This window comes from Reyranella soli (assembly GCF_007992495.1).
Lineage (GTDB): Bacteria > Pseudomonadota > Alphaproteobacteria > Reyranellales > Reyranellaceae > Reyranella > Reyranella soli.
This window is the reverse complement of the sequence record NZ_BKAJ01000068.1, coordinates 58,108-80,528: the sequence shown is the minus strand read 5'-3', so window position 1 is coordinate 80,528 and position 22,421 is coordinate 58,108. Positions and strand designations below refer to the sequence as shown.

23 protein-coding genes are annotated in these 22,421 nt (G+C 66.1%); 19 read left to right on the top strand and 4 right to left on the bottom strand.

What is annotated here, in order from left to right; all coding sequences use genetic code 11:
* Positions 1–23 precede the first annotated feature (23 nt).
* A complete protein-coding gene (locus tag RSO01_RS19145; RefSeq protein ID WP_147150824.1) occupies positions 24–683 on the bottom strand; it encodes a peroxiredoxin in 660 nt (219 codons plus the stop codon).
* Positions 684–747: 64 nt separating this feature from the next.
* Positions 748–1,491, bottom strand: a complete 744-nt coding sequence (locus RSO01_RS19140) for an SDR family NAD(P)-dependent oxidoreductase (RefSeq protein WP_147150822.1) — start codon at positions 1,489–1,491, stop codon at positions 748–750.
* Between the two features lie 37 nt (positions 1,492–1,528).
* Between RSO01_RS19140 and RSO01_RS19135 the strand changes: the two genes are divergently transcribed.
* Positions 1,529–1,987 carry a VOC family protein gene (locus RSO01_RS19135; protein ID WP_170303186.1) on the top strand — a complete coding sequence of 153 codons (459 nt, stop codon included), beginning with the start codon at positions 1,529–1,531 and terminating at the stop codon, positions 1,985–1,987.
* Entirely contained in the window at positions 1,987–2,739 is a 753-nt protein-coding gene (locus RSO01_RS19130; protein ID WP_147150819.1) for a TlyA family RNA methyltransferase, read from the top strand. The genes RSO01_RS19135 and RSO01_RS19130 overlap by 1 nt, the downstream gene beginning before the upstream one ends.
* 61 nt (positions 2,740–2,800) lie before the next feature.
* Here the strand turns inward: RSO01_RS19130 and RSO01_RS19125 are convergent, their stop codons facing one another.
* Positions 2,801–3,775: a class I SAM-dependent methyltransferase gene (locus tag RSO01_RS19125; RefSeq protein WP_147150816.1), complete on the bottom strand. Its 975-nt coding sequence runs from the start codon at positions 3,773–3,775 to the stop codon at positions 2,801–2,803.
* Positions 3,772–4,824: an alcohol dehydrogenase gene (locus tag RSO01_RS19120; RefSeq protein WP_170303185.1), complete on the bottom strand. Its 1,053-nt coding sequence runs from the start codon at positions 4,822–4,824 to the stop codon at positions 3,772–3,774. Before RSO01_RS19120 ends, RSO01_RS19125 begins: the two co-directional genes overlap by 4 nt.
* 92 nt (positions 4,825–4,916) lie before the next feature.
* Between RSO01_RS19120 and RSO01_RS19115 the strand changes: the two genes are divergently transcribed.
* From RSO01_RS19115 to RSO01_RS19040, 17 genes are all read left to right on the top strand, one after another.
* Positions 4,917–6,083 (top strand): ABC transporter substrate-binding protein, encoded by a 1,167-nt coding sequence (locus tag RSO01_RS19115; RefSeq protein ID WP_147150812.1) that lies wholly within the window; start codon positions 4,917–4,919, stop codon positions 6,081–6,083.
* A gap of 122 nt (positions 6,084–6,205) precedes the next feature.
* Complete coding sequence (locus tag RSO01_RS19110) at positions 6,206–7,063, top strand: branched-chain amino acid ABC transporter permease (RefSeq protein WP_147150811.1); 858 nt, start codon at positions 6,206–6,208, stop codon at positions 7,061–7,063.
* Positions 7,060–7,596 (top strand): branched-chain amino acid ABC transporter permease, encoded by a 537-nt coding sequence (locus RSO01_RS49495; protein WP_281291474.1) that lies wholly within the window; start codon positions 7,060–7,062, stop codon positions 7,594–7,596. The genes RSO01_RS19110 and RSO01_RS49495 overlap by 4 nt, the downstream gene beginning before the upstream one ends.
* Before the next feature lie 11 nt (positions 7,597–7,607).
* Positions 7,608–8,060: an ABC transporter permease subunit gene (locus RSO01_RS49490; RefSeq protein WP_281291472.1), complete on the top strand. Its 453-nt coding sequence runs from the start codon at positions 7,608–7,610 to the stop codon at positions 8,058–8,060.
* Positions 8,060–8,812 (top strand): ABC transporter ATP-binding protein, encoded by a 753-nt coding sequence (locus RSO01_RS19100; protein ID WP_147150809.1) that lies wholly within the window; start codon positions 8,060–8,062, stop codon positions 8,810–8,812. The genes RSO01_RS49490 and RSO01_RS19100 overlap by 1 nt, the downstream gene beginning before the upstream one ends.
* On the top strand, positions 8,805–9,512 hold the full coding sequence (locus RSO01_RS19095; protein ID WP_147150807.1) for an ABC transporter ATP-binding protein: 708 nt from the start codon (positions 8,805–8,807) through the stop codon (positions 9,510–9,512). The genes RSO01_RS19100 and RSO01_RS19095 overlap by 8 nt, the downstream gene beginning before the upstream one ends.
* Before the next feature lie 115 nt (positions 9,513–9,627).
* Positions 9,628–10,848, top strand: a complete 1,221-nt coding sequence (locus RSO01_RS19090) for an amino acid ABC transporter substrate-binding protein (protein WP_246158563.1) — start codon at positions 9,628–9,630, stop codon at positions 10,846–10,848.
* A 192-nt stretch (positions 10,849–11,040) separates the two neighbouring features.
* Positions 11,041–11,892 (top strand): branched-chain amino acid ABC transporter permease, encoded by an 852-nt coding sequence (locus RSO01_RS19085; RefSeq protein ID WP_246158562.1) that lies wholly within the window; start codon positions 11,041–11,043, stop codon positions 11,890–11,892.
* Entirely contained in the window at positions 11,883–13,637 is a 1,755-nt protein-coding gene (locus RSO01_RS19080) for a branched-chain amino acid ABC transporter ATP-binding protein/permease (protein ID WP_147150805.1), read from the top strand. The genes RSO01_RS19085 and RSO01_RS19080 overlap by 10 nt, the downstream gene beginning before the upstream one ends.
* Positions 13,627–14,334: an ABC transporter ATP-binding protein gene (locus RSO01_RS19075; protein ID WP_147150803.1), complete on the top strand. Its 708-nt coding sequence runs from the start codon at positions 13,627–13,629 to the stop codon at positions 14,332–14,334. Before RSO01_RS19080 ends, RSO01_RS19075 begins: the two co-directional genes overlap by 11 nt.
* 8 nt (positions 14,335–14,342) lie before the next feature.
* Complete coding sequence (locus RSO01_RS19070; RefSeq protein ID WP_218037385.1) at positions 14,343–15,110, top strand: FCD domain-containing protein; 768 nt, start codon at positions 14,343–14,345, stop codon at positions 15,108–15,110.
* 11 nt (positions 15,111–15,121) lie between these two features.
* A complete protein-coding gene (locus tag RSO01_RS19065) occupies positions 15,122–16,351 on the top strand; it encodes a VOC family protein (protein ID WP_147150801.1) in 1,230 nt (409 codons plus the stop codon).
* A 10-nt stretch (positions 16,352–16,361) separates the two neighbouring features.
* The gene (locus tag RSO01_RS19060) at positions 16,362–17,402 is read left to right on the top strand and encodes a Bug family tripartite tricarboxylate transporter substrate binding protein (protein WP_170303184.1); all 1,041 of its coding nucleotides are present in this window, start codon (positions 16,362–16,364) and stop codon (positions 17,400–17,402) included.
* A gap of 24 nt (positions 17,403–17,426) precedes the next feature.
* Positions 17,427–19,760, top strand: coding sequence for a xanthine dehydrogenase family protein molybdopterin-binding subunit (locus RSO01_RS19055; RefSeq protein ID WP_147150797.1), 2,334 nt, complete (start codon positions 17,427–17,429; stop codon positions 19,758–19,760).
* Complete coding sequence (locus RSO01_RS19050; protein ID WP_147150795.1) at positions 19,760–20,551, top strand: alpha/beta hydrolase; 792 nt, start codon at positions 19,760–19,762, stop codon at positions 20,549–20,551. Before RSO01_RS19055 ends, RSO01_RS19050 begins: the two co-directional genes overlap by 1 nt.
* Positions 20,552–20,565: 14 nt before the next feature.
* Positions 20,566–21,438, top strand: coding sequence for a fumarylacetoacetate hydrolase family protein (locus RSO01_RS19045; RefSeq protein WP_147150793.1), 873 nt, complete (start codon positions 20,566–20,568; stop codon positions 21,436–21,438).
* Between the two features lie 17 nt (positions 21,439–21,455).
* A complete protein-coding gene (locus tag RSO01_RS19040) occupies positions 21,456–22,403 on the top strand; it encodes a VOC family protein (RefSeq protein WP_147150791.1) in 948 nt (315 codons plus the stop codon).
* Positions 22,404–22,421: the final 18 nt, after the last annotated feature.

Sequence of the window (22,421 nt, the reverse complement as noted above, 5' to 3'; positions counted from 1 at the left end):
GCCCTCTCGCAAAAGCAGTGTTCTTACTTCGGCTGCGGCACGATGCGCAGGTAGGGCTTCGGCGCCTTCCAGCCGCCCGGGAACTTGGCCTTGGCCTGCTCGTCGGAGACGGCCGGCACGATGATGACGTCCTCGCCGTTCTTCCAGTTCACCGGCGTCGCCACCTGGTGCTTGGCCGTGAGCTGGCAGGACTCGAGAAGGCGCAGCACCTCGTCGAAGTTGCGGCCAGTGCTCATCGGATAGGTGAGCATCGCCTTGATCTTCTTGTCCGGCCCGATGATGAACACCGAGCGCACCGTGGCGTTGTCGGCGGCGGTGCGGCCTTCCGAGGTCGTGCCGGCGCCTTCGGGCAGCATATCGTAGGCGGTCGCCACCTTGAGCTCGGGATCGCCGATCATAGGGTAGGTGACCTTGTGGCCCTGGGTCTCCTCGATGTCCTTCGCCCACTTCTCGTGGTTGCCGACCGGATCGACCGACAGGCCGAGGATCTTGGTGTTGCGCTTGTCGAACTCGGGCTTCAGCCCGGCCATGTAGCCGAGTTCAGTGGTGCAGACCGGCGTAAAATCCTTCGGGTGCGAGAACAGGATCGCCCAGCCGTCGCCGATCCACTTGTGGAACTCGATCGGACCCTGGGTCGTCTCGGCCTTGAAGTCAGGCGCGGTTGAGTTGATGCGAAGTGTCATGGTGAACCCCCTCTGTTAAAAAGCTTTGTACTGGATGGGTAAATCGGACTTCCAGGGCCGATGGTCAAGCCTTGGCAGGAATCCAGCTCATGAGGCCGATGCCGCCATCAACTTCTACCGTCGTGCCCACGACATAACGACCAAATCTTTCTGACAAGACCGCGACGGCGACCTGGGCAATATCGTCCGGCGTCCCGGCACGGCCAATTGGGATTTGCGTGACCAGGTCGCCGAGATTGTCGGCGACGAAGCCGCCGCCCGGAATGGCGCCCGGCGCGATGGCATTCACGCGGATGCCGTCGGGCGCCAGGGTGCGCGCCAGTTCCTTCATCACCATGGTCATGCCGGCCTTGGAGGCGCTGTAGTGCGGCAGGTTTCGCGGCGTCTCGCGATGCTGCGAGGTGATCAGCAGGATGCGTCCCTTGATCCTGTTGTCCTTCATGTGCCGACCGAGCTCGCGCGACAGGAAGAAGCCGGTGCGCAGATTGATGTCGGTCATGGCGTCCCAGGTCGCCTCGGAAACCGAAAGCGGCGTGTCGACTTCCAATCGCCGCGGACTGGCGGAATGGACGAACAGCGAGATCGTGCCCAATTTCTTCAGCGCACCGTCGAGCAGGCCCTTCCAGCCGTTGCGCTTGCCGAGGTCGGCCGCCAGGAAGTCGATGCCGTCCTCGCCCGGAGGGGCCGCGATGTCGCTGCCCAGCACCGTGGCGCCCTCGGCCAGGAGCGCCTTGGCGATGCCGCGGCCGATGCCGCCGGCGCAGCCTGTGACCAGGGCACGTTCGCCCTCCAGAAGCTTCGTGCTCATGCTAAGTGTTTCTTCCCTCGAGTTATGGAGTGAGCCCATGGACCGGACGCGGCCGACGCTCAATCAGCTGAACATTGTAAGCGGCAATGTCGATGCATCCATCGCCTTCTATCGCAAGCTGGGCGTCGAGATTCCCGATCCGCGGATATGGCGCACCAACACCGGTGTGCATCATGTGAGCGCCATAGAGGCGGAGTCACCGGACGCCGCCACGCTCGATCTCGACAGCACCGCCTTCGCCCAGATCTGGAACAAGGGCTGGGCCGGACGCCATGACCTCGCCGGCCGCGTGGTCGTGGGCTTCAGCGTCAGTTCGCGCGAAGAGGTCGACCGGCTCTATGGTGAGATGACTGCGGCCGGCCATCGCGGCCTGCAGGTGCCGTGGGATGCCTTCTGGGGCGCGCGCTACGCCATCGTCGAGGATCCCGACGGGATCGCGGTCGGCCTCATGAGCCCGATCTCGGCCAAGCACCGCGCTCCGCCGCCGACAGTCTGATGGCCAAGACTCGCTTGGACGTGGCGCTGGTCGAGCGCGGGCTCGCCGAGACTCGCGCCGCCGCGCAGCGCATGGTCATGGCCGGGCTGGTGTTCACCGGTGAGCGCCGGCTCGACAAGCCGGGCCACGCCGTCGCCGCCGACACGCCGATCGAGGTGCGCGGCCAGCCGCATCCTTATGTCTCGCGCGGTGGGCTGAAGCTCGAGAAGGGACTCGATCACTTCGCCATTCCCGTCGAAGGCCGCATCGCCCTCGATGTCGGCGCCTCGACTGGCGGCTTCACCGACCTGCTGCTGCAGCGCGGTGCCGCGAGGGTCTACGCCATCGACGTCGGCACCAACCAGCTCGCCTGGAAGCTGCGCAGCGATGCGCGCGTGATATCGATGGAGAAGACCAACATCCGTGAGGTCACGCGCGAACAGGTGCCCGAGCCGATCGACCTCATCGTCTGCGATGCGTCGTTCATCAGCCTCAGGACGGCTCTGCCGGCGGCCTTGGCCCTGGCGGCGCCGGGTGCTCACCTCGTGGCGCTGATCAAGCCGCAGTTCGAGGTCGGCAAGGGCAGGGTGGGGAAGGGCGGCATCGTGCGCGATCCGGCGCTGCACGAGGAAGTGTGCAAGACGATCACGGAATGGCTGGCCGCGCAGGCTGGTTGGAGCGTGTTGGGCGTCACGGACAGTCCGATCGAAGGGGCGGAGGGGAATAAGGAGTTCTTGATAGCGGCCACGTACACGCTGTCATCCCGAGCGTAGCGAGGGACCTTTCCTGTTGCCTCAAAGGCCCCTCGCTACGCTCGGGGTGACAGCGTGCGCTTTATCGGATGGCCCGACTCACCCGGAACTTGTTGTTGTCGGCCAGTGTCGCGAAGGATGTGAAGTTGGCCTTGAGAATGGGCTCATAAGGCAAACCGCGATTGGCGACCATGTAAAAGACGCCGCCCGGTCGCAGGGCGCGCGCCGCGGCGGTGATGACATTCTGGCCCAGTCCCGGCTCCGCGGCGCGGCCGGCGTGGAAAGGCGGATTGCACAGGATCGCGTCGTAGGTCGCAGGCGCCGCTTCCTGCGTGAGGTCGAGCCAGTGAAACGAGGCGCGCGCGTCGGCGATGTTGGCCTGGGCCGCTTCGATAGCGCGATGCTCTGCATCTATCAGGTCGATCTTCGCAATGCCCGGGCAGCGGCCGAGGATCTGACGTGCCAGGTAACCCCAGCCGCAACCGAAATCGGCGACATGGCCTGAAAGATCGTCGGGCAGGTGTGCGGCGAGCAGTGCCGAGCCGTCGTCGATACGATCCCAGGAGAAGATGCCGGGCTGGCTCAGCCACGAACCGTCACCGACCGGCCGCAACGAAGCGAGGTCGCGCCAGTAGTCGGGCGGGTTCTTGTCGGCGCGCGTCAGCCAGAAGACGCGGCAGTGGAACTTGGAGAGTTGGCCGTCGAGGCCGAGCGCTTTGCCGGCCTGCTTCTCCAGGCTGGCGGCGCCATCATCGTTGGAGCCCGAGCAGACGAGGGTGCCGCCCTCGGCCAGTAGCGACCAGGCGCGCGCGATGTTGGCGAAGTTCTCCTCCTTGTGCTTGGTCAGCAGGAGCTGGCCCAGCTGGTAGGCACCGCTCTCGATGCGCGGCACGACCGACCAGCCGGCCTTTTTCAGGCGCAGATACTCCGGCCGGAAGGATTGCTCGGCGTCGACGTCGCGAAAAGGACTGAGCTCGGCGCGCAGGAAGAAGGCCCGCTGCGGCTTGAGCGCCCCCGTCTCGAAGGCATGGACGAGGGCGCGCGCCGCTTGCGTCATGGCACTAGGACGGCGCGCCCCATGATCAGGCCCTTGCGCAGCTCCTGCAGCGTGGCGTCGGCTTCGTCGAGCTTGCGCTTGATGATCGGCACCGGCGTCACCTTGCCTCCAGTGACGAGGTCCATCATCTCCTTCATCTCGGCCGGGCTGCCGGTCACCGAGCCCATGATCTGGCAGCCGGTGAAGGCGAACATCGGCAGCGGCATGGAGAAGGTGCCGCCAAACAGGCCGACCACGATCAGCCGGCCGCCGCGGCCGAGTGCCCGCACGCCGAACTGGCTGGAGGCCTCGGCGCCGACGAAGTCGATGGCCGCGCCGACGCCGGTGCCACCGGTCAGCTCCATGATCTGCTTGCGGGCTTCCTTGTCGCGCGGATCCAGTGCCGCGCACGCGCCGTTCTCCAGCGCGAGCTTGCGCTTGTTCTCGTCGATGTCGGCCACGATGGGCTCGTGGCCCAGCACCGATTTCGCAAAGCGTACGCCCATCAGGCCGACGCCGCCGGCGCCGATCACCAGGATCGGCTTGCCGGCATCATGGCCAACCGCCTTCTTGACCGCGCCGAAGGCGGTGATGCCCGAGCAGGCATAGAGGCAGGCGAGTTCGACCGGCAGGTTGCCGTAGGGGTAGAGGTATTTCGCATGCGGCACGAGGACATGATCGGCGTAGCCGCCGTCCTTGTTGACGCCCAGCGCCCTCGGCGTCGGGCAGAGGTGCTCGCTGCCGCTGGTGCAGTACCAGCACTTGCCGCAGCCGATCCAGGGGTAGACCACGGCGTTGTCGCCAACCTTGGCGCCCTTGGACTCCGGCCCGACGGCGACGACCTCGCCTACGATCTCGTGGCCCATGGTGCGCGGCGGCGCCATGGTCTTTTCCGTCGAGTACTTGTTGCCGCCGCCCATGTCGAAATAGCCTTCCCACAGATGGACGTCGCTGTGGCAGACGCCGGCGGCCGTGATGCGCACCAGCACCTCGGTGCCCTGCGGGGCCGGGTTGGCCTCCTCGACCTTCTGTAGTGGCTGTCCGAATTCGACGACCTTGTAGCTCTTCATGGGCTGCTCCCGGGTTTGTAGCGCGAGCATAGAGCATGCCGTAAATTTTTGTGCTAGTAGTTCGACAAAGAGATTGTTGGGAGGGCAAACAAATGCGCAGGCGTGAACTTTTGATTGCGGCGGCAGTCTGCACGATCTCTTCCGCCGCCTTCGCCCAGGACACGGTGAAGATCGGCCTGATCCTGCCGATGACCGGCCAGCAGGCCTCGACCGGCAAGCAGATCGACGCCGCCGTGAAGCTCTATATGGCGCAGAACGGAACGAGCGTCGCCGGCAAGAAGATCGAGGTCATCCTCAAGGACGATACCAGCGTGCCCGACGTCACCAAGCGGCTGGCGCAGGAACTGGTCGTCAACGACAAGGTCGCGATCCTCGCGGGCTTCGGCATCACGCCGTCGGCCATGGCGACCGCGCCGATCGCCACCCAGGCGAAGGTGCCGGAAGTGGTGATGGCGGCCGGCACCTCGTCGATCACCGAGGCCTCGCCCTTCATCGTGCGCACCAGCTTCACCTTGGCGCAGTCGGCGGTGCCGATGGCGGAGTGGGCGGTCAAGAACGGCATCAAGAAGGTCGTGACTATGGTCAGCGACTACGGTCCCGGCATCGACGCCGAGAAGTCGTTCAGCGACAAGTTCAAGGCCGACGGCGGCACCATCGTCGAGAACCTGCGCGTTCCGCTGCGCAGCCCCGACTTCGCACCGGTCCTGCAGAAGGCGGCCGACGCCAAGGCGGACGCGCTGTTCGTTTTCGTGCCGTCGGGCTCGGGCGCGCAGTTCGTGAAACAGTTCGTCGAGCGCGGCCTCGACAAGTCGGGCATGAAGCTGATCGCCACCGGCGACGTCACCGACGACGACCAGCTGAACGGCATGGGCGACGTGGTGGTGGGCGTGATCAACGCGCACAACTACTCGGCCAACCACGACAGCGCCTTGAACAAGACCTATGTCGAGGCCTTCAAGAAGGCCAACAATGGCCTGCGCCCGAATTTCATGTCGGTCGGCGGCTACGACGGCATGGCGCTGATCTACGGCGCGCTGAAGAAGACCAACGGCGCGGCCGACGGCGAGAAGCTTGTGGCCGCCATGAAGGGCATGGCCTGGGAGAGCCCGCGCGGCCCGATCTCGATCGATACCGACACGCGCGACATCATCCAGAACATCTACATCCGCAAGGTCGATAAGGTCGGCGGCGAACTCTACAACGTCGAGTTCGCGACGATTCCGAACGTGAAGGATCCGGTGAAGGCGGCGAAGAAATAGTCGCACGGCGTTGATGAGCGACAACTGTCATCCCGAGGCCGAAGGCCGAGGGACCTTTCAGGCAACAGGAAAGGTCCCTCGCTGCGCTCGGGATGACAGGGTGCGCGTGCGAAAGTAGCCCCATGGCAACCATCCTCTTCGACGGTGTGGCCTACGGCATGCTGTTGTTCGTGCTGGCCTGCGGGCTCGCCGTGACGCTGGGGCTGATGAACTTCGTCAACCTGGCGCATGGCGCGTTCGCGATGGCGGGCGGCTATGTCACCGTGCTGCTGATGGATCACGCAGGTTGGCCGTTCCTCGCCTGCCTGCCTGTGGCCTTCCTCGTCGCGGCGGCGATCGGGCTGGTGCTCGAGCGCACGCTCTACCGCCACATGTACGGCCGCTCGCATCTCGACCAGGTGCTGTTCTCGATCGGCCTGGTGTTCATGGCGGTCGCCATCACCGATTTCCTGATGGGTTCCAGCCAGCGCAATATCAGGCTGCCCGAATGGCTGCAGGGCCGTCGCGAGATTTTAGGCGTCAACGTCGGCATCTATCGCTCGTTCCTGATCGTGGTGTGCGGCGCGCTGGCGGTCGGCCTGCAGGCCGGCCTGCTGCGTACCCGCTTCGGTAGCCGCCTGCGCGCCGCCGTCGACGACGCCCGCGTGGCGCGCGGGCTCGGCATCCCGGTCAGCCTCGTCTTCGCCACGACCTTCGCCGTCGGCTCGGGGCTTGCAGGCCTCGGCGGTGCGCTCGGCGTCGAGCTTTTGGGCCTCGATCCCTATTTCCCCCTGAAGTTCATGATCTACTTCCTGATCGTGGTCACCGTCGGCGGCACGTCGGGGATCATGGGGCCGTTCGTCGCCTCGATGCTGCTGGGCGTCGCCGACGTGGCAGGCAAGTACTACCTCTCCTCGGCGCTGGGCGGTTTCGTCATTTATGTCGTGCTGATCATCGTGCTGGTGTTGAGGCCGAACGGCCTGTTTGCGAGAGCACGATGAGCGCCCCGGGGAGCGCCCCGGGGAGCGCATCGCAGGGACTGGCAAGACGCTCCCGCTGGCGAGTTGCCGAGATCATCTTCTGGCTGCTCGCCTTCGCGGCGGTGCTCCTGCCACCGGGCAAGCACCTGCTGCTGAACGAGGTGGCGATCCTCGCCCTGTTCGCGCTCTCGCTCGACCTGATCCTGGGCTATGCCGGCATCATCTCGCTGGGTCACGCCGCCTTCTTCGGCACCGGCGCCTATGCTGCGGGTCTTCTGTGCAAACTGGTCACCCCGGATCCGCTCGTCGGCATGGCCGTTGCCATCGTCGCTGCAGCCTTCATGGGTTTCGTCACCAGCTTCCTGGTGCTGCGCGGCACTGATCTCACGCGCCTCATGGTGACGCTCGGCGTGGCGCTGGTGCTGCACGAGGTCGCCAATGCGCTGCCGCAGTGGACCGGCGGTGCCGACGGGCTGCAAGGCATGGCGGTCGGGCCGCTGCTCGGTCACTTCGACTTCGATCTCTACGGTCGCACGCATACGCCTACAGCCTGACGACGCTGTTCGTGCTGTTCCTGCTGGCGCGACGCATCGTCTATTCGCCGTTCGGCCTGTCGCTCATGGCGATCCGGCGCAACACGTTGCGCGCCTCGGCGCTGGGCGTGCCGGTCAATCGCCGGCTGGTCGCCATCTACACCCTGGCGGCCGCCTATGCCGGCGCGGCGGGTGCCTTGCTGGCGCAGACCACGGCCTACGTCTCGCTGGAAGTGCTGGAGTTCCAGCGCTCGGCCGACGTGCTTTTGGCGCTGATCATCGGCGGTGCCGGCTGGCTCTACGGCGGCATCGCCGGCGCTGTCATCTTCAAGATTCTGCAGGACACGCTGTCGTCGAACGCGCCGCAGTTCTGGATGTTCTGGATGGGCCTGTTCCTGGTCGTGCTGGCGCTGGTCGGCCGCGAGCGCCTGGGCCAGGGCTTCGGCGGCGGCGTGCGTCTGCTGCTGGCGCGCGTGAGGCGATGATGGCCGCCGCCCTCGAAACCCACGGCCTGGTAAAGCGCTTCGGCGGCATCGTGCCGACCAAGGACGTGACCTTCCGCCTGGAGCAGGGCGCGCGCCACGCCCTGATCGGCCCCAACGGTGCCGGCAAGACCACCTTCGTCAACCTGCTGACCGGCGTGCTGGCGCCGTCGTCCGGTCGTGTCGTGATGGAGGGCGAGGATATCACGCGGTTGAAGCCCGAGGCGCGCGTGCGCCGCGGCCTCGTGCGCACCTTCCAGATCAACCAGCTCTTCGGCGATCTCACGCCGCTCGAGACCCTGGCCCTGGCGGTGGGCGAGCGCCGGCGGCTGGGACGTGAGTGGCGCCGCCGCGTCGGCGCGGACGACGCAGTGAGCACGGAGATCATGCAGGTCGCCGAGCGCTTCGACCTTTTAGACGTGCTCGAGCGGCGCACCGACACCTTGCCCTACGGAAAGCAGCGCCTGCTCGAGATCGCCGCGGCCTTCGCCTGCGCGCCCAAGGTGCTGCTGCTCGACGAGCCGGCCGCCGGCGTGCCCGAGGCCGAGCGGCGCGGCATCCTGAACGCGATCGCCGCGCTGCCCGACGATGTTTCCGTCCTGCTGATCGAGCACGACATGGACCTGGTGTTCAGCTTCGCGCGGCGCATCTCGGTGTTGGTCGACGGTGCGTTGCTGGTCGAAGGCGAGCCGTCGGCGATCGCCGCCGATCCGCGCGTGCGCGCCGTCTATCTCGGCGAGAACCGCGATGGCTGACCTGCTCTCCGTCGAGAATCTGTCGGCCGGCTACGGCCGCGCCGTGGTGCTGTCCGACGTGGCGTTCCGCCTGGGCGAGGGCGAGGCGCTGGCGGTGCTGGGCCGCAACGGCGTCGGCAAGACGACGCTGCTGGACACGCTGGTCGGCGTGACGCGCCGCTTCACCGGCTCGATCGCGCTCGGTGGCCGCGAGGTCGGCACGCTGGCGCCCGAGACCCGCGCGGGGCTGGGCGTCGGCTGGGTGCCGCAGGAGCGCAACATCTTCCGCTCGCTCAGCGTGCAGGAGAACCTCACCGCCGTCGCGAGACCCGGACCGTGGACGCTCGACCGCGTGTTCAGGCTCTTTCCGCGGCTGAAGGAGCGGCGACAGCAGTCCGGCGCCTCGCTGTCGGGCGGCGAGCAGCAGATGCTGGCGATCGGCCGCGCACTCGCGACCAATCCGCGACTGCTGCTGCTCGACGAGCCGACCGAAGGACTGGCGCCGATCATCGTGCAGGAACTGCTCGCGGCACTGACGCGGCTGCTTCGCGAGGAGAAGCTCGCGGCCATCATTGTCGAGCAGCATGCACAGAAGATCCTGCCCATCACCGATCGCGCATTGATCCTGGAGCGCGGCCGCATCGTGCATCAGAGCGACAGCGCCGCGTTGCTGGCGGATCCCATGCCGCTCGAACGGTTCCTGGGAGTCACCGGCCGGTAACGATCTTCGAAAGTTTCGAAACTTTCGAAAATAGCGTTTACAGCGGCCTGGCGTTGTCCCAACATCCGGACAACGGCGCACGACACAACGACGCGCCAGGGTGTGGAGGAAACAAATGAATGACCGGATGGGTGCGTGGCGCCGTCGCCACGTGTTGGGGGGATTCATCGGCCTGGCGGCACTCGGTGCGCCGGCGATTTTGCGGGCGGCGCCCTCGGGCCAGCCGGTGAAGGTTGGCGGCACGCTGTCGCTGACGGGCTTCCTCGCCCAGACCGCGGTGATCCACAAGATCGCGGCCGAGATCATGATCGAGGACATCAACAGCCGGAACGGCTTTTTGGGCCGGCCCGTCGAATACGTGTTGCTCGACGACCAGTCCAAGCCCGACGTCGCGCGCAGCCTCTATGAGAAGCTCATAACCGTCGACAAGGTCGACCTGATCATGGGGCCCTACGCGACCGCGCCGATCCTCGCGGCGATGGGCGTGGCCCAGCGCTACGGCAAGGTGATGATCCAGAGCAGCATGGGCATTCCCAACCTGCAGACCTATGACATGGCGTTCCCCGCGACGCCGTTTGGCCCGGAGCCGGACAAGACCTATCCCAACGTGATCCTGGATGCGATGGCGAGCCTGCCGACGCCGCCCAAGAGCATGGTGATCGTCACCAGCAAGTTTCCCTCGGCGCAGTTCATGGCCAAGGGCATGCGCATCGAGGCCGAGAAGCGCGGCGTGAAGGTGCCGCTCTATCTTGAATACGAGGCGGGCAATCGCGACTTCGGCGCCATCGCTGCGCGCGTGAAGGAGGCCAACGCCGACTTCCTGTGGGTGGGCTCGCTGGGTCTTGAGAGCAACCAGCTCCTCGAGGCGTTGCGCAAGCTCGATTACACGCCCAAGACAAGCTTCCATCTCTATCCGGCGCCGGGTCCGCTGGCGCTGTCGCCCGACGGCAACCTCGTTTGGTGCTCGACCTTCCTCGAGCCCGACGAGCCGTTCATGAGCCGGCCCGGCATGAAGAAGATCGCCGAGCTCTACAAGGAGCGCGCCACCAAGGCGAACCTGCCGTATGCCATCATCGATGCCCAGGCCGCCGGCATGGTCGCGGCCTGGCAGATCCTCGAGGCGGGCGTGAACGGCGCCAAGACCCTGGAGGACAAGCAGATCGCCGCGTGGCTGAAGAAGAACGTGGTGACCACGGTCTACGGCCCGACCAAGTTCGACGGCCTCTACAATCACGGCGAACCGGCACAGCTCATCCGCCAGGTGCAGGACAAGCAGTGGAAGGTCGTCTGGCCGAAGCAGTTCGTGGCGCCTGGAGTGAAGCTGATCCCGACTTGATGCCCTTCTTTTCGTCCGCCCTCTCTTCTTCCTCCCCCGTCATACGGGGGAGGGTAGGGAGGGGGAGAGCCCCAGTCGCGATGTGTGCCGATTTCAGATCATGACGTCTTCTTCTCGAAATCTCCTGGAGGCTTTCCCCCTCCTGTATCCTCCCCCGTATGACGGGGGAGGAGCTATGAGAGAGCGCGCGTAGTGCCCTCAGCCACACTCCTCGGCCAGGCTCTCATCTCTGGAGTGCTCGCCGGCGGCATGTATGGCCTGCTGGCGCTGGGCCTCAGCCTGAGCTGGGGCCTGTTGCGGCTGGTCAACCTCAGCCACTTCGCGCTCGCCTTTCTCGCCGCCTACCTGACCTATGAGCTCGGAACGACCTATCACGTCGCGCCGTGGTGGGCGGCGGCCATGATCGTGCCGGTGATGTTCCTGATCGGCATCGCCCAGCACTGGCTGTTCGACAAGTTCAAGGTCAACGAGCTCGCCTCGCTGCTCATCACCTTCAGCTTCGCCGTCATCCTCGAAGTCGCGATACAGCTCTACTGGACCGCCGACTACCGCCGCTTCGAGACGCACTACTCGACCATGTCGATCAAGGCGGGGCCGTTCTACATCCCCGTGCTCGAACTCGCGCTCTGCATGGTGGCGGGCGTGCTGGCCTGGGGCACCTGGCTGTGGCTGCGCAAGACCTATGTCGGCAAGGCGCTGCGCGCCGCCGCCGAGGATGCCGACATTGCCGCCGCCTACGGCGTCGACCACAAGAAGCTCGCCTACCTGCTGTCGGGCATGGGGGCGGCCTATGCCGCGATCGCCGGCACCTTTATCGCGCTGATCGCCACCCTCGCTCCGACGCAGATCTGGGCCTGGCTGGGCGTGGTGTTCGCCGTCGTCATCATCGGCCGCCTGGGCAATCCGCTGGGCGCTCTGCTGGCTGGCATGCTGATCGGCGCCAGCGAATCGATCGCCATGGCGGTCTTCGAGCCGGCCTGGGCGCCGGTCGTGTCGTTCTCGGTGCTGATCGCCATCCTTCTGTGGGATCCGGAATGGCTGTGAACGCTGCCCGCGACCTGCCGAAGGCGGTGGCGGCTATCGCCATCGTTGCCCTGGCATTTTTGCCGATGGCGAAGATGCCGGCATTCTACGAGTCCTTCATCTATCTGATCTTCTTCTGGGTCTCGCTGTCGACCAGCTGGGCGCTGCTGAGCGGTTTTGCCGGCTATTTCAGCCTGGGCCATGCCGCCTTCTTCGGCGTCGGCGTCTACGCGACCGCAGCCCTCACCACTAAGTTCGGCGTACCGTTTCTGATGACGGTGCCGATTGCGGCAGTATTGGCGGCGTTGCTGGCGGCCGGCATCGGCGCCGTGGTCTTCCGACTGCGTCGGCTCCGCGGCGAGCTGTTCGCACTGCTCACCCTCGCCGTCACCTTCGTCATCGCCACCATCATTCTCAACACGCCGATCGATGGCGGCGGCGGCGTGTTCATGAGCGCCGTGCCGCTGCCGCATCTCATGCCGACGCAGACCGGCACGATCTACATCCTGGGCTTCGCGATGTGCGTGCTGACGCTCGCCACGGCGTGGTGGGTCGCTCATTCGCGTCTCGGCTTGGGCCTGTTCGCCATCCATGACGATGAGGACGTCGCCGAGGCCAAGGGCGTGCCGACCTTCCGCTATAAGATCGCGGCCTTCGCGCTGTCGGCCGCTATCGCCGGCGCGGTCGGCGGCATCCATGCCATGTATGTCGGTTTCATCACCGTGGCCGGCACCTTCGAGCTCACCGTGGGTCTCTATGTCGTGCTGATGAGCGTGCTGGGCGGGGCGCGCCACTGGCTGGGGCCGGCGATCGGCGCCACCGCCATCACCGCCTTGCTCTACGCCTTCATCAGCGGCGGCGAGGCGATCATGGGTCGCGCCATCGTCGGCCTGATCCTGATCGCCGCCATCCTGTGGTTGCCCGATGGCGTCATTCCCGCCATTCAGGGCTGGTTGAAGCGTCGTCGAGCGGCGCCCGTGACGACGCGAGCGGAAGTGGTCCCGGTCGTCCCGACCACCGCACCGCAGATCAGCGAACGCTCGATCCTGCAGGTGAGGGGCGTGACCAAGCGCTTCGGCGGCCTGCAGGCGCTGGCCGGCGTCGATCTCGACGTGCGCGAAGGCGAGATCTTCGGCCTGGTCGGGCCCAACGGCTCGGGCAAGACGACGCTGATCAACGTCATCTCGGGCTTCTATCCGCTCACCAGTGGCACCATCACGCTCGACGGCGCCGAGATCGGCCGCGATCCCGCGCACGAGATCGCCCGCCGCGGCGTGGCGCGCACCTATCAGATCCCGCGGCCGTTCGTGAACATGACCGTGCTCGACAACGTGGCGCTCTGCGCCACCTTCGGCGGACCGGCGCGCTCCCAGGCCGAGATCCGCGACGAGGCCATGCACTGGATCGGCTTCACCGGCCTTGGCGGCAAGGAAGACGTGCTGCCGGCCGGCCTGAACCTGCACGAGCGCAAGTTCCTCGAGCTGGCACGCGCGCTCGCGGCGCGGCCCAAGCTGCTGCTGCTCGACGAGGTGCTGTCGGGCCTCAACCCGACCGAGATCGACAACGCCATCCGCCTGGTGCGCGCCATCCGCGCGCAGGGCGCCACCATCATCTTCGTCGAGCACCTGATGCGCGCCGTCGTCGAACTGTCCGACCGTGTCGCCGTGCTGAACGAGGGCAAGCTCTTCGCGTTGGGGGCGCCGCGAGAAGTCATGCGCGATCCGCGCGTCGTCAGCATCTATCTGGGCAAAGCCTATGCTGCTTGAAGCCCGCAACCTCCATGTCGGCTATGGCGACGCCACCGCCATCTGGGACGTCTCGCTCGACGTCGATGCCGGCGAGATCGTGTCGGTGATCGGCCCCAACGGCGCTGGCAAGACCACGCTGATCAACGCCATGGCGGGCCTGCTGCGCTGCCGCAAGGGCGAGCTGCGGTTCGATGGCGCCGACATGACCTGCGTGCGCGCCTACGACTATTGCGGCCACGGCATCGCGCTGGTCCCGGAGGGCCGGCGCCTGTTCGTGAAGATGTCGGTCGAGGAGAACCTCGAGCTCGGCTGCTATCTCGCGGCTGCACGCGCCCATCGCCAGGAATCGCTCGAGCGGGTCTACGGCCTGTTCCCCGTCCTGCGTGACAAGCGCCGCCAGCTGGCCGGTGAGCTGTCGGGCGGGCAGCAGCAGATGGTGGCGATCGGCCGGGCGCTGATGGCACGTCCGCGCATCGTGCTGTTCGACGAGCCCTCGCTCGGCCTGGCGCCGACCATCGTCGACGACATGTTCGACATCATCATGCGCGTGCGCCAGGACGGCGCTGCCGTGCTGCTGGTCGAGCAGAACGTCCTGAAGGCGCTCGACGTCGCCGACCGTGCCTACGTGCTGGAGCAGGGTCGCATCGTCAGTACCGGCCTGCCGGCCGACCTTCTGAAGCAGCCCCACATCCGCGAAGCCTATCTCGGCGTTTGAGGACCTCCATGGCCAAGATCCTGAAGATGCCTCTCGACATCACCGACCGCACCGCCGTCACGACCGCGCCGCAGGACGTGCGGGCAGAGGATGCCGCCACCTTCGACGTGCTGCGCCGCATGCGCGAGGACATCCTGTGCTGTGTGCTGAAGCCCGACCAGCGCCTACGCTTCGGCGAGTTGCGCCAGCGCTACGACACTTCGGTCGGCACCTTGCGCGAGGCGCTCTCGCACCTGGTGTCGGAGGGGCTGGCGCGCACCGAGGTGGGCCGCGGCTTCAGCGTCGCGCCGATCTCGCTGGCCGACTTCCTTGATCTCTCGGAGCTGCGCGTCTACCTCGAGACGCGGACTCTTGCTGACGCGATCCGCCACGGCACCGACGCGTGGGAGGCCGAGATCGTCAGCTCCTATTTCCTGCTGAACAAACTTGCGCCGCCCAAGGTGAACGATCCGGTCAGCGTCAAGCGTGAGTGGGACAAGCGGCATAAGCGCTTCCACGATTCCCTCGTAGCGACCTGCACATCGCCGTGGTCGCTGCATTTCCGCAGCGAGCTGTTCGACCAGGCGCGGCGCTACCACTGGCTGAAGGTGATTCACGCCCGATCGCGCCGCCAGAACGAGCACCTCGAGCTGCGCGACGCGGTGTTGGCGCGCGATGTCGATCTTTCCTGTGCACTGATCGAGAAGCACATCCGCACCACCGTCGAGCAGGTCGCGTCGGAAGTGCCGGGTCTCTCAATGAACACCGTACGCGTCGCCAAGCGGCGCAAGAGCTAACGGAGGGCATCATGGACACAGTACAGCGGCAGGCGAGCTACGACATCGGCGGCGTGCGCTATCCGCGGCCGTTCAAGATCCGCCGGCTCGGTCATTTCGGCTTCAACGTGCCCGATCTGGAGGCCGGTATCGATTTCTATGCGCGCCTGCTGGGCTTTCGCATCACCGATACACGGGACTTCAGCAAGATTCCCGGTCGCGAGGAGATGGCCGCCCGCATGCAGGATCCGCGCATCGTCTTCATGAGCCACAACAGCGACCATCACGCCTTCCTGCTGGCGCACAAGTCGATGGGCGCGATCTTCGGCGACGATGCCGTCTCCAAGGACGTGACGGTGAACCAGATCACCTGGCAGGTCGGCACCATGGAAGAGGTGTACGCCGCCGCCGACTATTTCAGCGAGAAGCAGGTCGAGATCCGTCGTGTCGGTCGCGACATGCCGGGCAGCAACTGGCACACCTACATCCGCGATCCCGACGGCCACACCGTCGAGCTCTATTACGGCATGGAGCAGATCGGCTGGGACGGCCGCAGCAAGCCCGAGTCGATGTACTACCGTGCCTTCCGCCAGCGTCCCGACCTGCCGCAGATCTCGGAGGAGCAGGAGATCCGCGAGGCCGTCGCCAAAGGCATCGACATTAATGCCGGCAACACCATTCGCGACCGCGGCCAGGAGGAGTACGTCGTTGCCGGCGTTCGCCTGCCGCGGCCGTTCAAGATCGTAAATATCGGGCCCATGGCATTGTTCGTGAGCGACGTGGGCGCCTCGGAGGCCTTCTATACCGAGACGATGGGCTTCGTGCGTGCCGAGGCCGTGACCTACAAGGGCCATCGCTGTGTGTTCCTGCGTAACGGCGGCGAGCATCACAGCCTGGCACTGTTCCCCAAGGCGCTGCGCGGCGAGCTTGGCCTCAATGCCGGAACCTCGGTGGCGACGATGGGCATGCAGGTCGGCAGCTATCGCCAGCTCAAGGACGCCGTGGCCTTCCTGAAGAAAAAGGGCGCGCGCTTCACCGATGCCGTGCCGGCCGAGCTCTATCCCGGCGTCGATTATGCGGCGCACGTCGTCGATCCGGCCGGGCACTGCCTGATGCTCTACTACTACATGGAGCGCGTCGGCTGGGACGGCCGGCCGCGGCCGGCGTCCGAGCGCCGCAAGGTAGGCAAGGAGTGGCCGGAGAGCCTGGAGCCGATGTCGGATACTTATGCCGATCCGGCCTTCATGGGGCCGCTGGGTTGAGGGCGGGGTCATGAACTCATGGTCTTCCGGACCGCGGGCCTCCAGGCCCGCTCATGATCATGATGCGGGCCTGGAGGCCCGCGGTCCCCTGAAGCGTAGGACGCTGATCGCCGCCGCTGCAGCGACCCTCGCCGAGCCATCGATCGTCCGCGCCCAGGCCTGGCCCGCCAACCCGATCCGCGTCATCCACGGCTACGATGCCGGCTCCAATCCCGACACCATCGCGCGCCATCTCTCGGTCCCTCTGACCGAGATCCTCGGCGTGCAGATCATGGTCGAGCCAAAGCCCGGCGCCGCCGAGCGGCTGGCGGCGAGCCAGGTCGCGCGCATGAAGCCCGACGGCAGCGTGCTCTACCTGATGACCGGCGGCCAGGCCGTGGTCTCGGCGACGGACAAGACGCTGTCCTACGACGCGCTGCGCGACTTCGACTACATCGCCATCGTCACGCGCTTTCCCTTCGTCTTCACCGTGGCGCCCGAATCGCGCTTCAAGACCGTCCAGGCCTATCTCGACGAGGCCAAGCGCCGGCCGAACGAGATCACCTACGGGACCTCGGGCATCGGCTCGACCCTGCACATGGCGATGGAGCTGCTGCTGTCGCAGACCGGCGCCAAGATGACCCACGTGCCGTACCGAGGCGGCCTGCAGGCGCCCTACAACGACCTTATTGGTGGCCGGCTCGACATGCAGGTCATCACCTTCTCCAACGCCCAGCCCATGCTGAAGACCGATAAGCTGCGCGCGCTCGCCGTCACGTCGACGGAGCGTCATCCCGGCTTTCCCAACGTTCCGACGGTAGCGGAGACTTTGGTGCCCGACTACGACATCGTATCGTGGCTCGGCTTCACCGCGCCGGCGGGACTTCCTCCCGCCTTGCGCGATCGCCTGAACGACGCGCTTCGCCAGGCGATGGCGAAGCCGGAGATCAAGGGCAAGCTCGAGGAGCTGGGCAACGACACGCGGGTCAGCACACCGAGTGAATTCCGCGCCCGCGTCGAGCAGGACATGGCCCGCTGGCGGCCGCTCGCCCATGTCGTCAACCAGTCGTAAAGTGCGCGCAGTACGAGGAACATCATGAGCAAATACGGTATCGGTCAGCCTGTCCTGCGTTTCGAGGATCCGCGCCTGCTGCGCGGCCAGGGTCGCTTCATCAACGACGTCAATCTGCATGGCCAGGCCCATGCCGTGTTCGTGCGCTCGCCGCATGCGCACGCCAAGATCAATTCGATCGACATCGAGGAGGCGAAGAAGGCACCGGGTGTTGTCGCGGTCCTGACCGGCCACGACGTCGTGGCCGACGGTCTCGGCATGCCCAAGGCCAACATGCCGCGCAAGCGGCCTGACGGTAAGCCGATGTACGCGCCGCAGCGCCCGCCGCTGGTCACCGACCGGGTGCGCTATGTCGGCGATCCGGTGGTCATGGTGGTGGCCGACACGTTGGCCGAGGCCAAGGACGCGGCCGAGCTGGTCAACATCGAGTACGATCCGCTGCCTTCGGTGACCGCGACCGAGGACACGGTGAAGCCGGGTGCGCCTGTCGTGTGGCCCGATTGCCCCGACAACATCTCCAACAACGTCGAGCGCGGCAACAAGGCCGCCACAGACGAGGCGATCAAGGGCGCGGCCAAGGTCATCAAGCGGCGCTATGTCATCACGCGCGTGCACGCTCAGTACATGGAGCCGCGGGGCACGCTTGCGACTTACGACCAAGGCGAGGATCGCCTCACCCTCTACGCCGACGTCCAGTATCCCCATCGCGTGCGCAACATGCTGGCGCAGAACGTTTTCAAGGTGCCCGAGAGCAAGATGCGGGTGATCGCCCAGGATGTCGGCGGCGGCTTCGGCACCAAGGGCTGGCAGTATGTCGAGCATCGCCTGACCCTGTGGGCGGCGCGCAAGCTGCTGCGTCCGGTGAAATGGACGTGCGAGCGCAGCGAAGCGGTGATGGCCGACGAGCACGGCCGCGACAATATCGGCGAGATCGAGCTGGCGCTGGACAAGGACAACAAGTTCGTCGCCTTGCGGCTCAACATGCTGGCCAACATCGGCGCCTATGTCGGCTCCGACCGCAACCTGCTGTCGCCGTTCGGCATGATCGGCACGGTGCTGGGCGTCTATCTGATCCCCAAGGCCTACATCAACGTCGTGGGCGTGCTTTCCAACACCAATCCGACCGCGCCCTATCGCGGCGCCGGGCGGCCGGAAGCCATCTATCTCATCGAGCGTCTGATCGACGACGCAGCGCGCGAGCTCGGCATCGATCGCATCGAGCTCAGGCGCAAGAACATGCTCCCGGAATCGGCGCTGCCCTATCAGAGTCCGGTCGGCCCGTTCTATGACTGCGGCAAGTTCGAGGAGAACCTGGACATGGCGCTGAAGCTTGCCGACGTTGCAGGCTTCGCGGGGCGCAAGGCGGAGTCGCAGAAGCGCGGCAAGCTGCGCGGGCTCGGCATCGTCAATGCCATCGAGCAGGCGGCCGGCACGGCACAGCCGGAATATGCCGAGATCCGCTTCAATCCGAGCGGCACGGCGGCGCTGCTGATGGGCACCAAGGCCCAGGGGCAGGGCCACGAGACCATGTTCAAGCAGATCCTGCACGAGCGTCTCGGCATCGACCCCAAGGATGTGCAGTACATCGACGGCGACACCGATCGCGTGGCCTTCGGCATGGGCACCAACGGCTCGCGCTCGACGGTCCTGGGCGGCTCGGCCCTGTTCATGGCTGCCGGCAAGGTGATCGAGAAGGGCAAGAGGATCGCGGGCCACCTCCTGGAGGCGGGCGAGCAGGACATCGAGTTCAAGGAGGGCAACTTCACGGTCAAGGGCACCGACAAGACCGTGCCGCTGAAGCAGGTGGCGATGGCGGCGTTCAACCCGACCAAATGGCCCAAAGGTGGCTTCGAGGGCGGGCTCTACGAAAACGCCACCTATCTCGGCCAGAAGGACACCTTCCCCAACGGCTGCCACATCTGCGAGGTCGAGGTCGATCCCGACACAGGTGAGGTCAAGCTCGACCGTTATTCTGTGGTCGACGACGTGGGCACGGTGATGAACCCCATCGGGCTGAAGGGCCAGATCCATGGCGGCGTCGCCCAGGGCGTCGGCCAGATCCTGAGCGAGCAGGTCGTGTGGGATCGCGAGAGTGGCCAGCTGCTGACCGCGAGCTTCCTCGACTACGCCATGCCGCGCGCTGACACCATGTGCAGCATGGAGATCAAGAGCAACCCGGTGCCAACGCAATACAATCCGCTGGGCGCCAAGGGCGCGGGCGAGGCGGGCACGGTCGGCGCCATGCCGGTCGTGATGAACGCCATCATGGACGCGCTGGCGCCGCTCGGCGTCAAGGATGTGGCGATGCCCGCCACGGCGCAGAACGTGTGGCGCGCCATGCAGGAGGCCAAGGGCTGATGACCCTGCGCGCCGTCCTCCTGGCGCTGCTTTTCGCCGCGACGGCGCTGCCGGCGCGGGCTGCGGAGTCGGTGCTGACGCTGACGCCCCGGCCCGGCGTCACGCTGCGCGTGCTCGTCGATCGGCCGGCCGCGCCGGTCGGCAGCGTGGTGCTGATGGCGGGCGGCGACGGCACGCTCGATCTCGATGCCCAGGGCAATATCGGCAGCGGCTTGAAGGGAAACCACCTGGTACGCACCCGCGCGGACTATGTGAAGGCGGGCTACGCGGTGTTCGTTCCCGATATCGCCAGCGACCAGCGCGGCACGCGCGGCTACCGGTTCACGAACGACTATGCCAACGACGTCGCCATGGTCATCGCTGAGGCGCGCAAGGTGGCGCCGCCGGTCGCCATCGTCGGCACCAGCCGCGGCGCATTGTCGGTGGCAGCGGTGTTCACCAAGCAGTCGGCCGTGCGGTCCGACGCGGCGGTGATCTCCTCGGGCGTTCTGCTCGGTAATAATGGCGGCAGCGCCAGCACCATGGGCGACATGAGCCGCATCAACGTGCCGGTGATGCTGCTGCGTCACCGGTTCGATTCCTGCCGCGAGTCGGCCCCGGCCGATGCAGATCGCTTCAAGACGATGCTGACCGGCGCGCCCAAGGTCGACATTGTCACCCTGGACGGCGGCGGCCCGCGCGGCAGCACGGCCGATCCCTGTGGTGCGGCCCACTATCACGGTTTCTACGGCATCGACGACCAGGCAGTGGCAGCCACCGTCCAGTGGTTGCGCGCCAACATGCGTCGTTAGAGGAGACGAAGTAGATGAGCGTTCTGGAAGGTCCGCGCAAGGAAGTGCGGCATGTGGTCAAGGATGGCAGCGAGTACTGGGTCGAGTTCAAGGACGGCCGCATCGTGTTCTCGGACGGCCGCACCTGCGGCGAGGACGAGGTCGTGCACCTGCCACCCTGCACGCCGACCAAGATCATCTGCGTGCACGTGAACTACATCTCGCGCTACTACGAGTTCAACAACAGCCGCACGCCGCCCAAGTCGCCGACCTACTTCCAGAAGCCGCTGACCGCGCTCAACGCCCATAAGGGCGAGCTGATCAAGCCCAAGGGCTACAAGTACGTGAACTACGAGGGCGAGATGGCCGTCGTGTTCGGCAAGGTCACGCGCAACGTGTCGCGCGAGGAGGCGTGGGACTGCATCGCGGGCTTCGCGCCCTCCAACGACTTCGGCTGCCACGACTTCCGCGACACCGACTCGGGCTCGATGCTGCGGGTGAAGGGCATGGACGGCTTCTGCCCGATCGGGCCGGGCCTGGTCTCGGGCGTCGATGTCACGAAGTCGACCCTGCGTTCCTACAAGAACGGCAAGATGGTGCAGGAAGGCGCGATCAGCGAACAGATCTTCGACTGCGGCTACCTGATCGCCGACCTGGCGCGGCACATGACCTTCCTGCCCGGTGACATTTTGCTCACCGGTACGCCTGCCAACTCGCGCCCGCTCGAGGCAGGCGATACGATCGATGTCGAGGTGACCGGCGTCGGCCGCCTGTCCAACAAGGTGGTCGAGGTGCCCGCGCCGCGCAACGCGGTGGGCTTCCCGGCCAGCCCCGACAGCGACGGTGTGCGCCGCGTGGCGCTTGGCAACGAGGAACGCCTGCCCGACAAGTTCAAGACGATGGCTTGAGAAGACTGGAGGAAATCATGGTCGCAATCAAAGCTGCCGAGTTCGCCTTCCCGCGCATGGAGGCACCGGACCTCGACGAGATGGAGGAGTTTCTCACCCATTTCGGCCTGGTGCGGGCCGAGCGCACGTCCGACGCGCTCTACATGCGCGGCGCCGACGGGCATCACCATCTGCATGCCGTCCACAAGGGCGGCACCAAGTTCATCGGCTTCGCCTATCACGCGGCGAGCGAGGATGACCTGAAGCGGCTGGCCAAGCTGCCGGGCGCGTCGGGTATCGAGACGCTGAACGAGCCGGGCGGCGGCAAGCGCGTGCGGCTGAAGGAGCCCAACGGCTACCAGATCGAGGTCATCCACGGCATGTCGACCGTGCCGGCGACCAAGGTCGAGCGCGATCCGGTCAACACCGGTAGCGATCCGCTGCGCCGCAAGGGCCGGCTGATGCGGCTCTCCAAGTCGCCGACCATGATCCAGCGCATCGGCCATGGCGTGCTGTCGACGCCCAAGGTCAAGGAGACCGTGACCTGGTTCCGCGAGACACTGGGCATGATCCGCTCGGACGACGTCTATGCCGGCGACAAGGAGAACGTGATCGGCGCCTTCAGCCGGCTCGATCGCGGCGACGAGTACGTCGATCATCACGTGCTGTTCTGCGTGCACAACGAGAAGACGGGCCTCAACCACGTCTCATACGAGGCGCAGGACATCGACGCCGTGTTCCAGGATCACGAGCACATCAAGAATGTCGGCAAGTACGAGCACATGTGGGGCATCGGCCGCCACCTGCTGGGCAGCCAGGTCTACGACTACTGGTCCGACCCGTGGGGCCGCGTGCACGAGCGCTGGGCCGATACCGATCGCCTCAACGCGGCCAATGGCGGCCATCTGCTGAGCGTGGAGGAGGGCTTCCAGTCGCAGTGGGGCGAGCGGCCGCCGGAGCGCTTCATCGGCCACGCCAGCCCCTGATCAAGAGTTTTCAGTAGA

What these genes read in the sequence shown, in the direction of transcription:
- RSO01_RS19060 (WP_170303184.1), top strand. Translation starts at nt 16,362, where the DNA reads ATGAACTCATGGTCTTCCGGACCGCGGGCCTCCAGGCCCGCTCATGAT.
- RSO01_RS19110 (WP_147150811.1), top strand. Translation starts at nt 6,206, where the DNA reads ATGGCAACCATCCTCTTCGACGGTGTGGCCTACGGCATGCTGTTGTTC.
- RSO01_RS19115 (WP_147150812.1), top strand. Translation starts at nt 4,917, where the DNA reads ATGCGCAGGCGTGAACTTTTGATTGCGGCGGCAGTCTGCACGATCTCT.
- RSO01_RS19055 (WP_147150797.1), top strand. Translation starts at nt 17,427, where the DNA reads ATGAGCAAATACGGTATCGGTCAGCCTGTCCTGCGTTTCGAGGATCCG.
- RSO01_RS19090 (WP_246158563.1), top strand. Translation starts at nt 9,628, where the DNA reads ATGAATGACCGGATGGGTGCGTGGCGCCGTCGCCACGTGTTGGGGGGA.
- RSO01_RS19120 (WP_170303185.1), bottom strand. Translation starts at nt 4,824, where the DNA reads ATGAAGAGCTACAAGGTCGTCGAATTCGGACAGCCACTACAGAAGGTC.
- RSO01_RS19050 (WP_147150795.1), top strand. Translation starts at nt 19,760, where the DNA reads ATGACCCTGCGCGCCGTCCTCCTGGCGCTGCTTTTCGCCGCGACGGCG.
- RSO01_RS19125 (WP_147150816.1), bottom strand. Translation starts at nt 3,775, where the DNA reads ATGACGCAAGCGGCGCGCGCCCTCGTCCATGCCTTCGAGACGGGGGCG.
- RSO01_RS19080 (WP_147150805.1), top strand. Translation starts at nt 11,883, where the DNA reads ATGGCTGTGAACGCTGCCCGCGACCTGCCGAAGGCGGTGGCGGCTATC.
- RSO01_RS19065 (WP_147150801.1), top strand. Translation starts at nt 15,122, where the DNA reads ATGGACACAGTACAGCGGCAGGCGAGCTACGACATCGGCGGCGTGCGC.
- RSO01_RS19130 (WP_147150819.1), top strand. Translation starts at nt 1,987, where the DNA reads ATGGCCAAGACTCGCTTGGACGTGGCGCTGGTCGAGCGCGGGCTCGCC.
- RSO01_RS19135 (WP_170303186.1), top strand. Translation starts at nt 1,529, where the DNA reads ATGGACCGGACGCGGCCGACGCTCAATCAGCTGAACATTGTAAGCGGC.
- RSO01_RS19075 (WP_147150803.1), top strand. Translation starts at nt 13,627, where the DNA reads ATGCTGCTTGAAGCCCGCAACCTCCATGTCGGCTATGGCGACGCCACC.
- RSO01_RS19145 (WP_147150824.1), bottom strand. Translation starts at nt 683, where the DNA reads ATGACACTTCGCATCAACTCAACCGCGCCTGACTTCAAGGCCGAGACG.
- RSO01_RS19040 (WP_147150791.1), top strand. Translation starts at nt 21,456, where the DNA reads ATGGTCGCAATCAAAGCTGCCGAGTTCGCCTTCCCGCGCATGGAGGCA.
- RSO01_RS19100 (WP_147150809.1), top strand. Translation starts at nt 8,060, where the DNA reads ATGGCCGCCGCCCTCGAAACCCACGGCCTGGTAAAGCGCTTCGGCGGC.
- RSO01_RS19045 (WP_147150793.1), top strand. Translation starts at nt 20,566, where the DNA reads ATGAGCGTTCTGGAAGGTCCGCGCAAGGAAGTGCGGCATGTGGTCAAG.
- RSO01_RS19095 (WP_147150807.1), top strand. Translation starts at nt 8,805, where the DNA reads ATGGCTGACCTGCTCTCCGTCGAGAATCTGTCGGCCGGCTACGGCCGC.
- RSO01_RS49495 (WP_281291474.1), top strand. Translation starts at nt 7,060, where the DNA reads ATGAGCGCCCCGGGGAGCGCCCCGGGGAGCGCATCGCAGGGACTGGCA.
- RSO01_RS19070 (WP_218037385.1), top strand. Translation starts at nt 14,343, where the DNA reads ATGGCCAAGATCCTGAAGATGCCTCTCGACATCACCGACCGCACCGCC.
- RSO01_RS19140 (WP_147150822.1), bottom strand. Translation starts at nt 1,491, where the DNA reads ATGAGCACGAAGCTTCTGGAGGGCGAACGTGCCCTGGTCACAGGCTGC.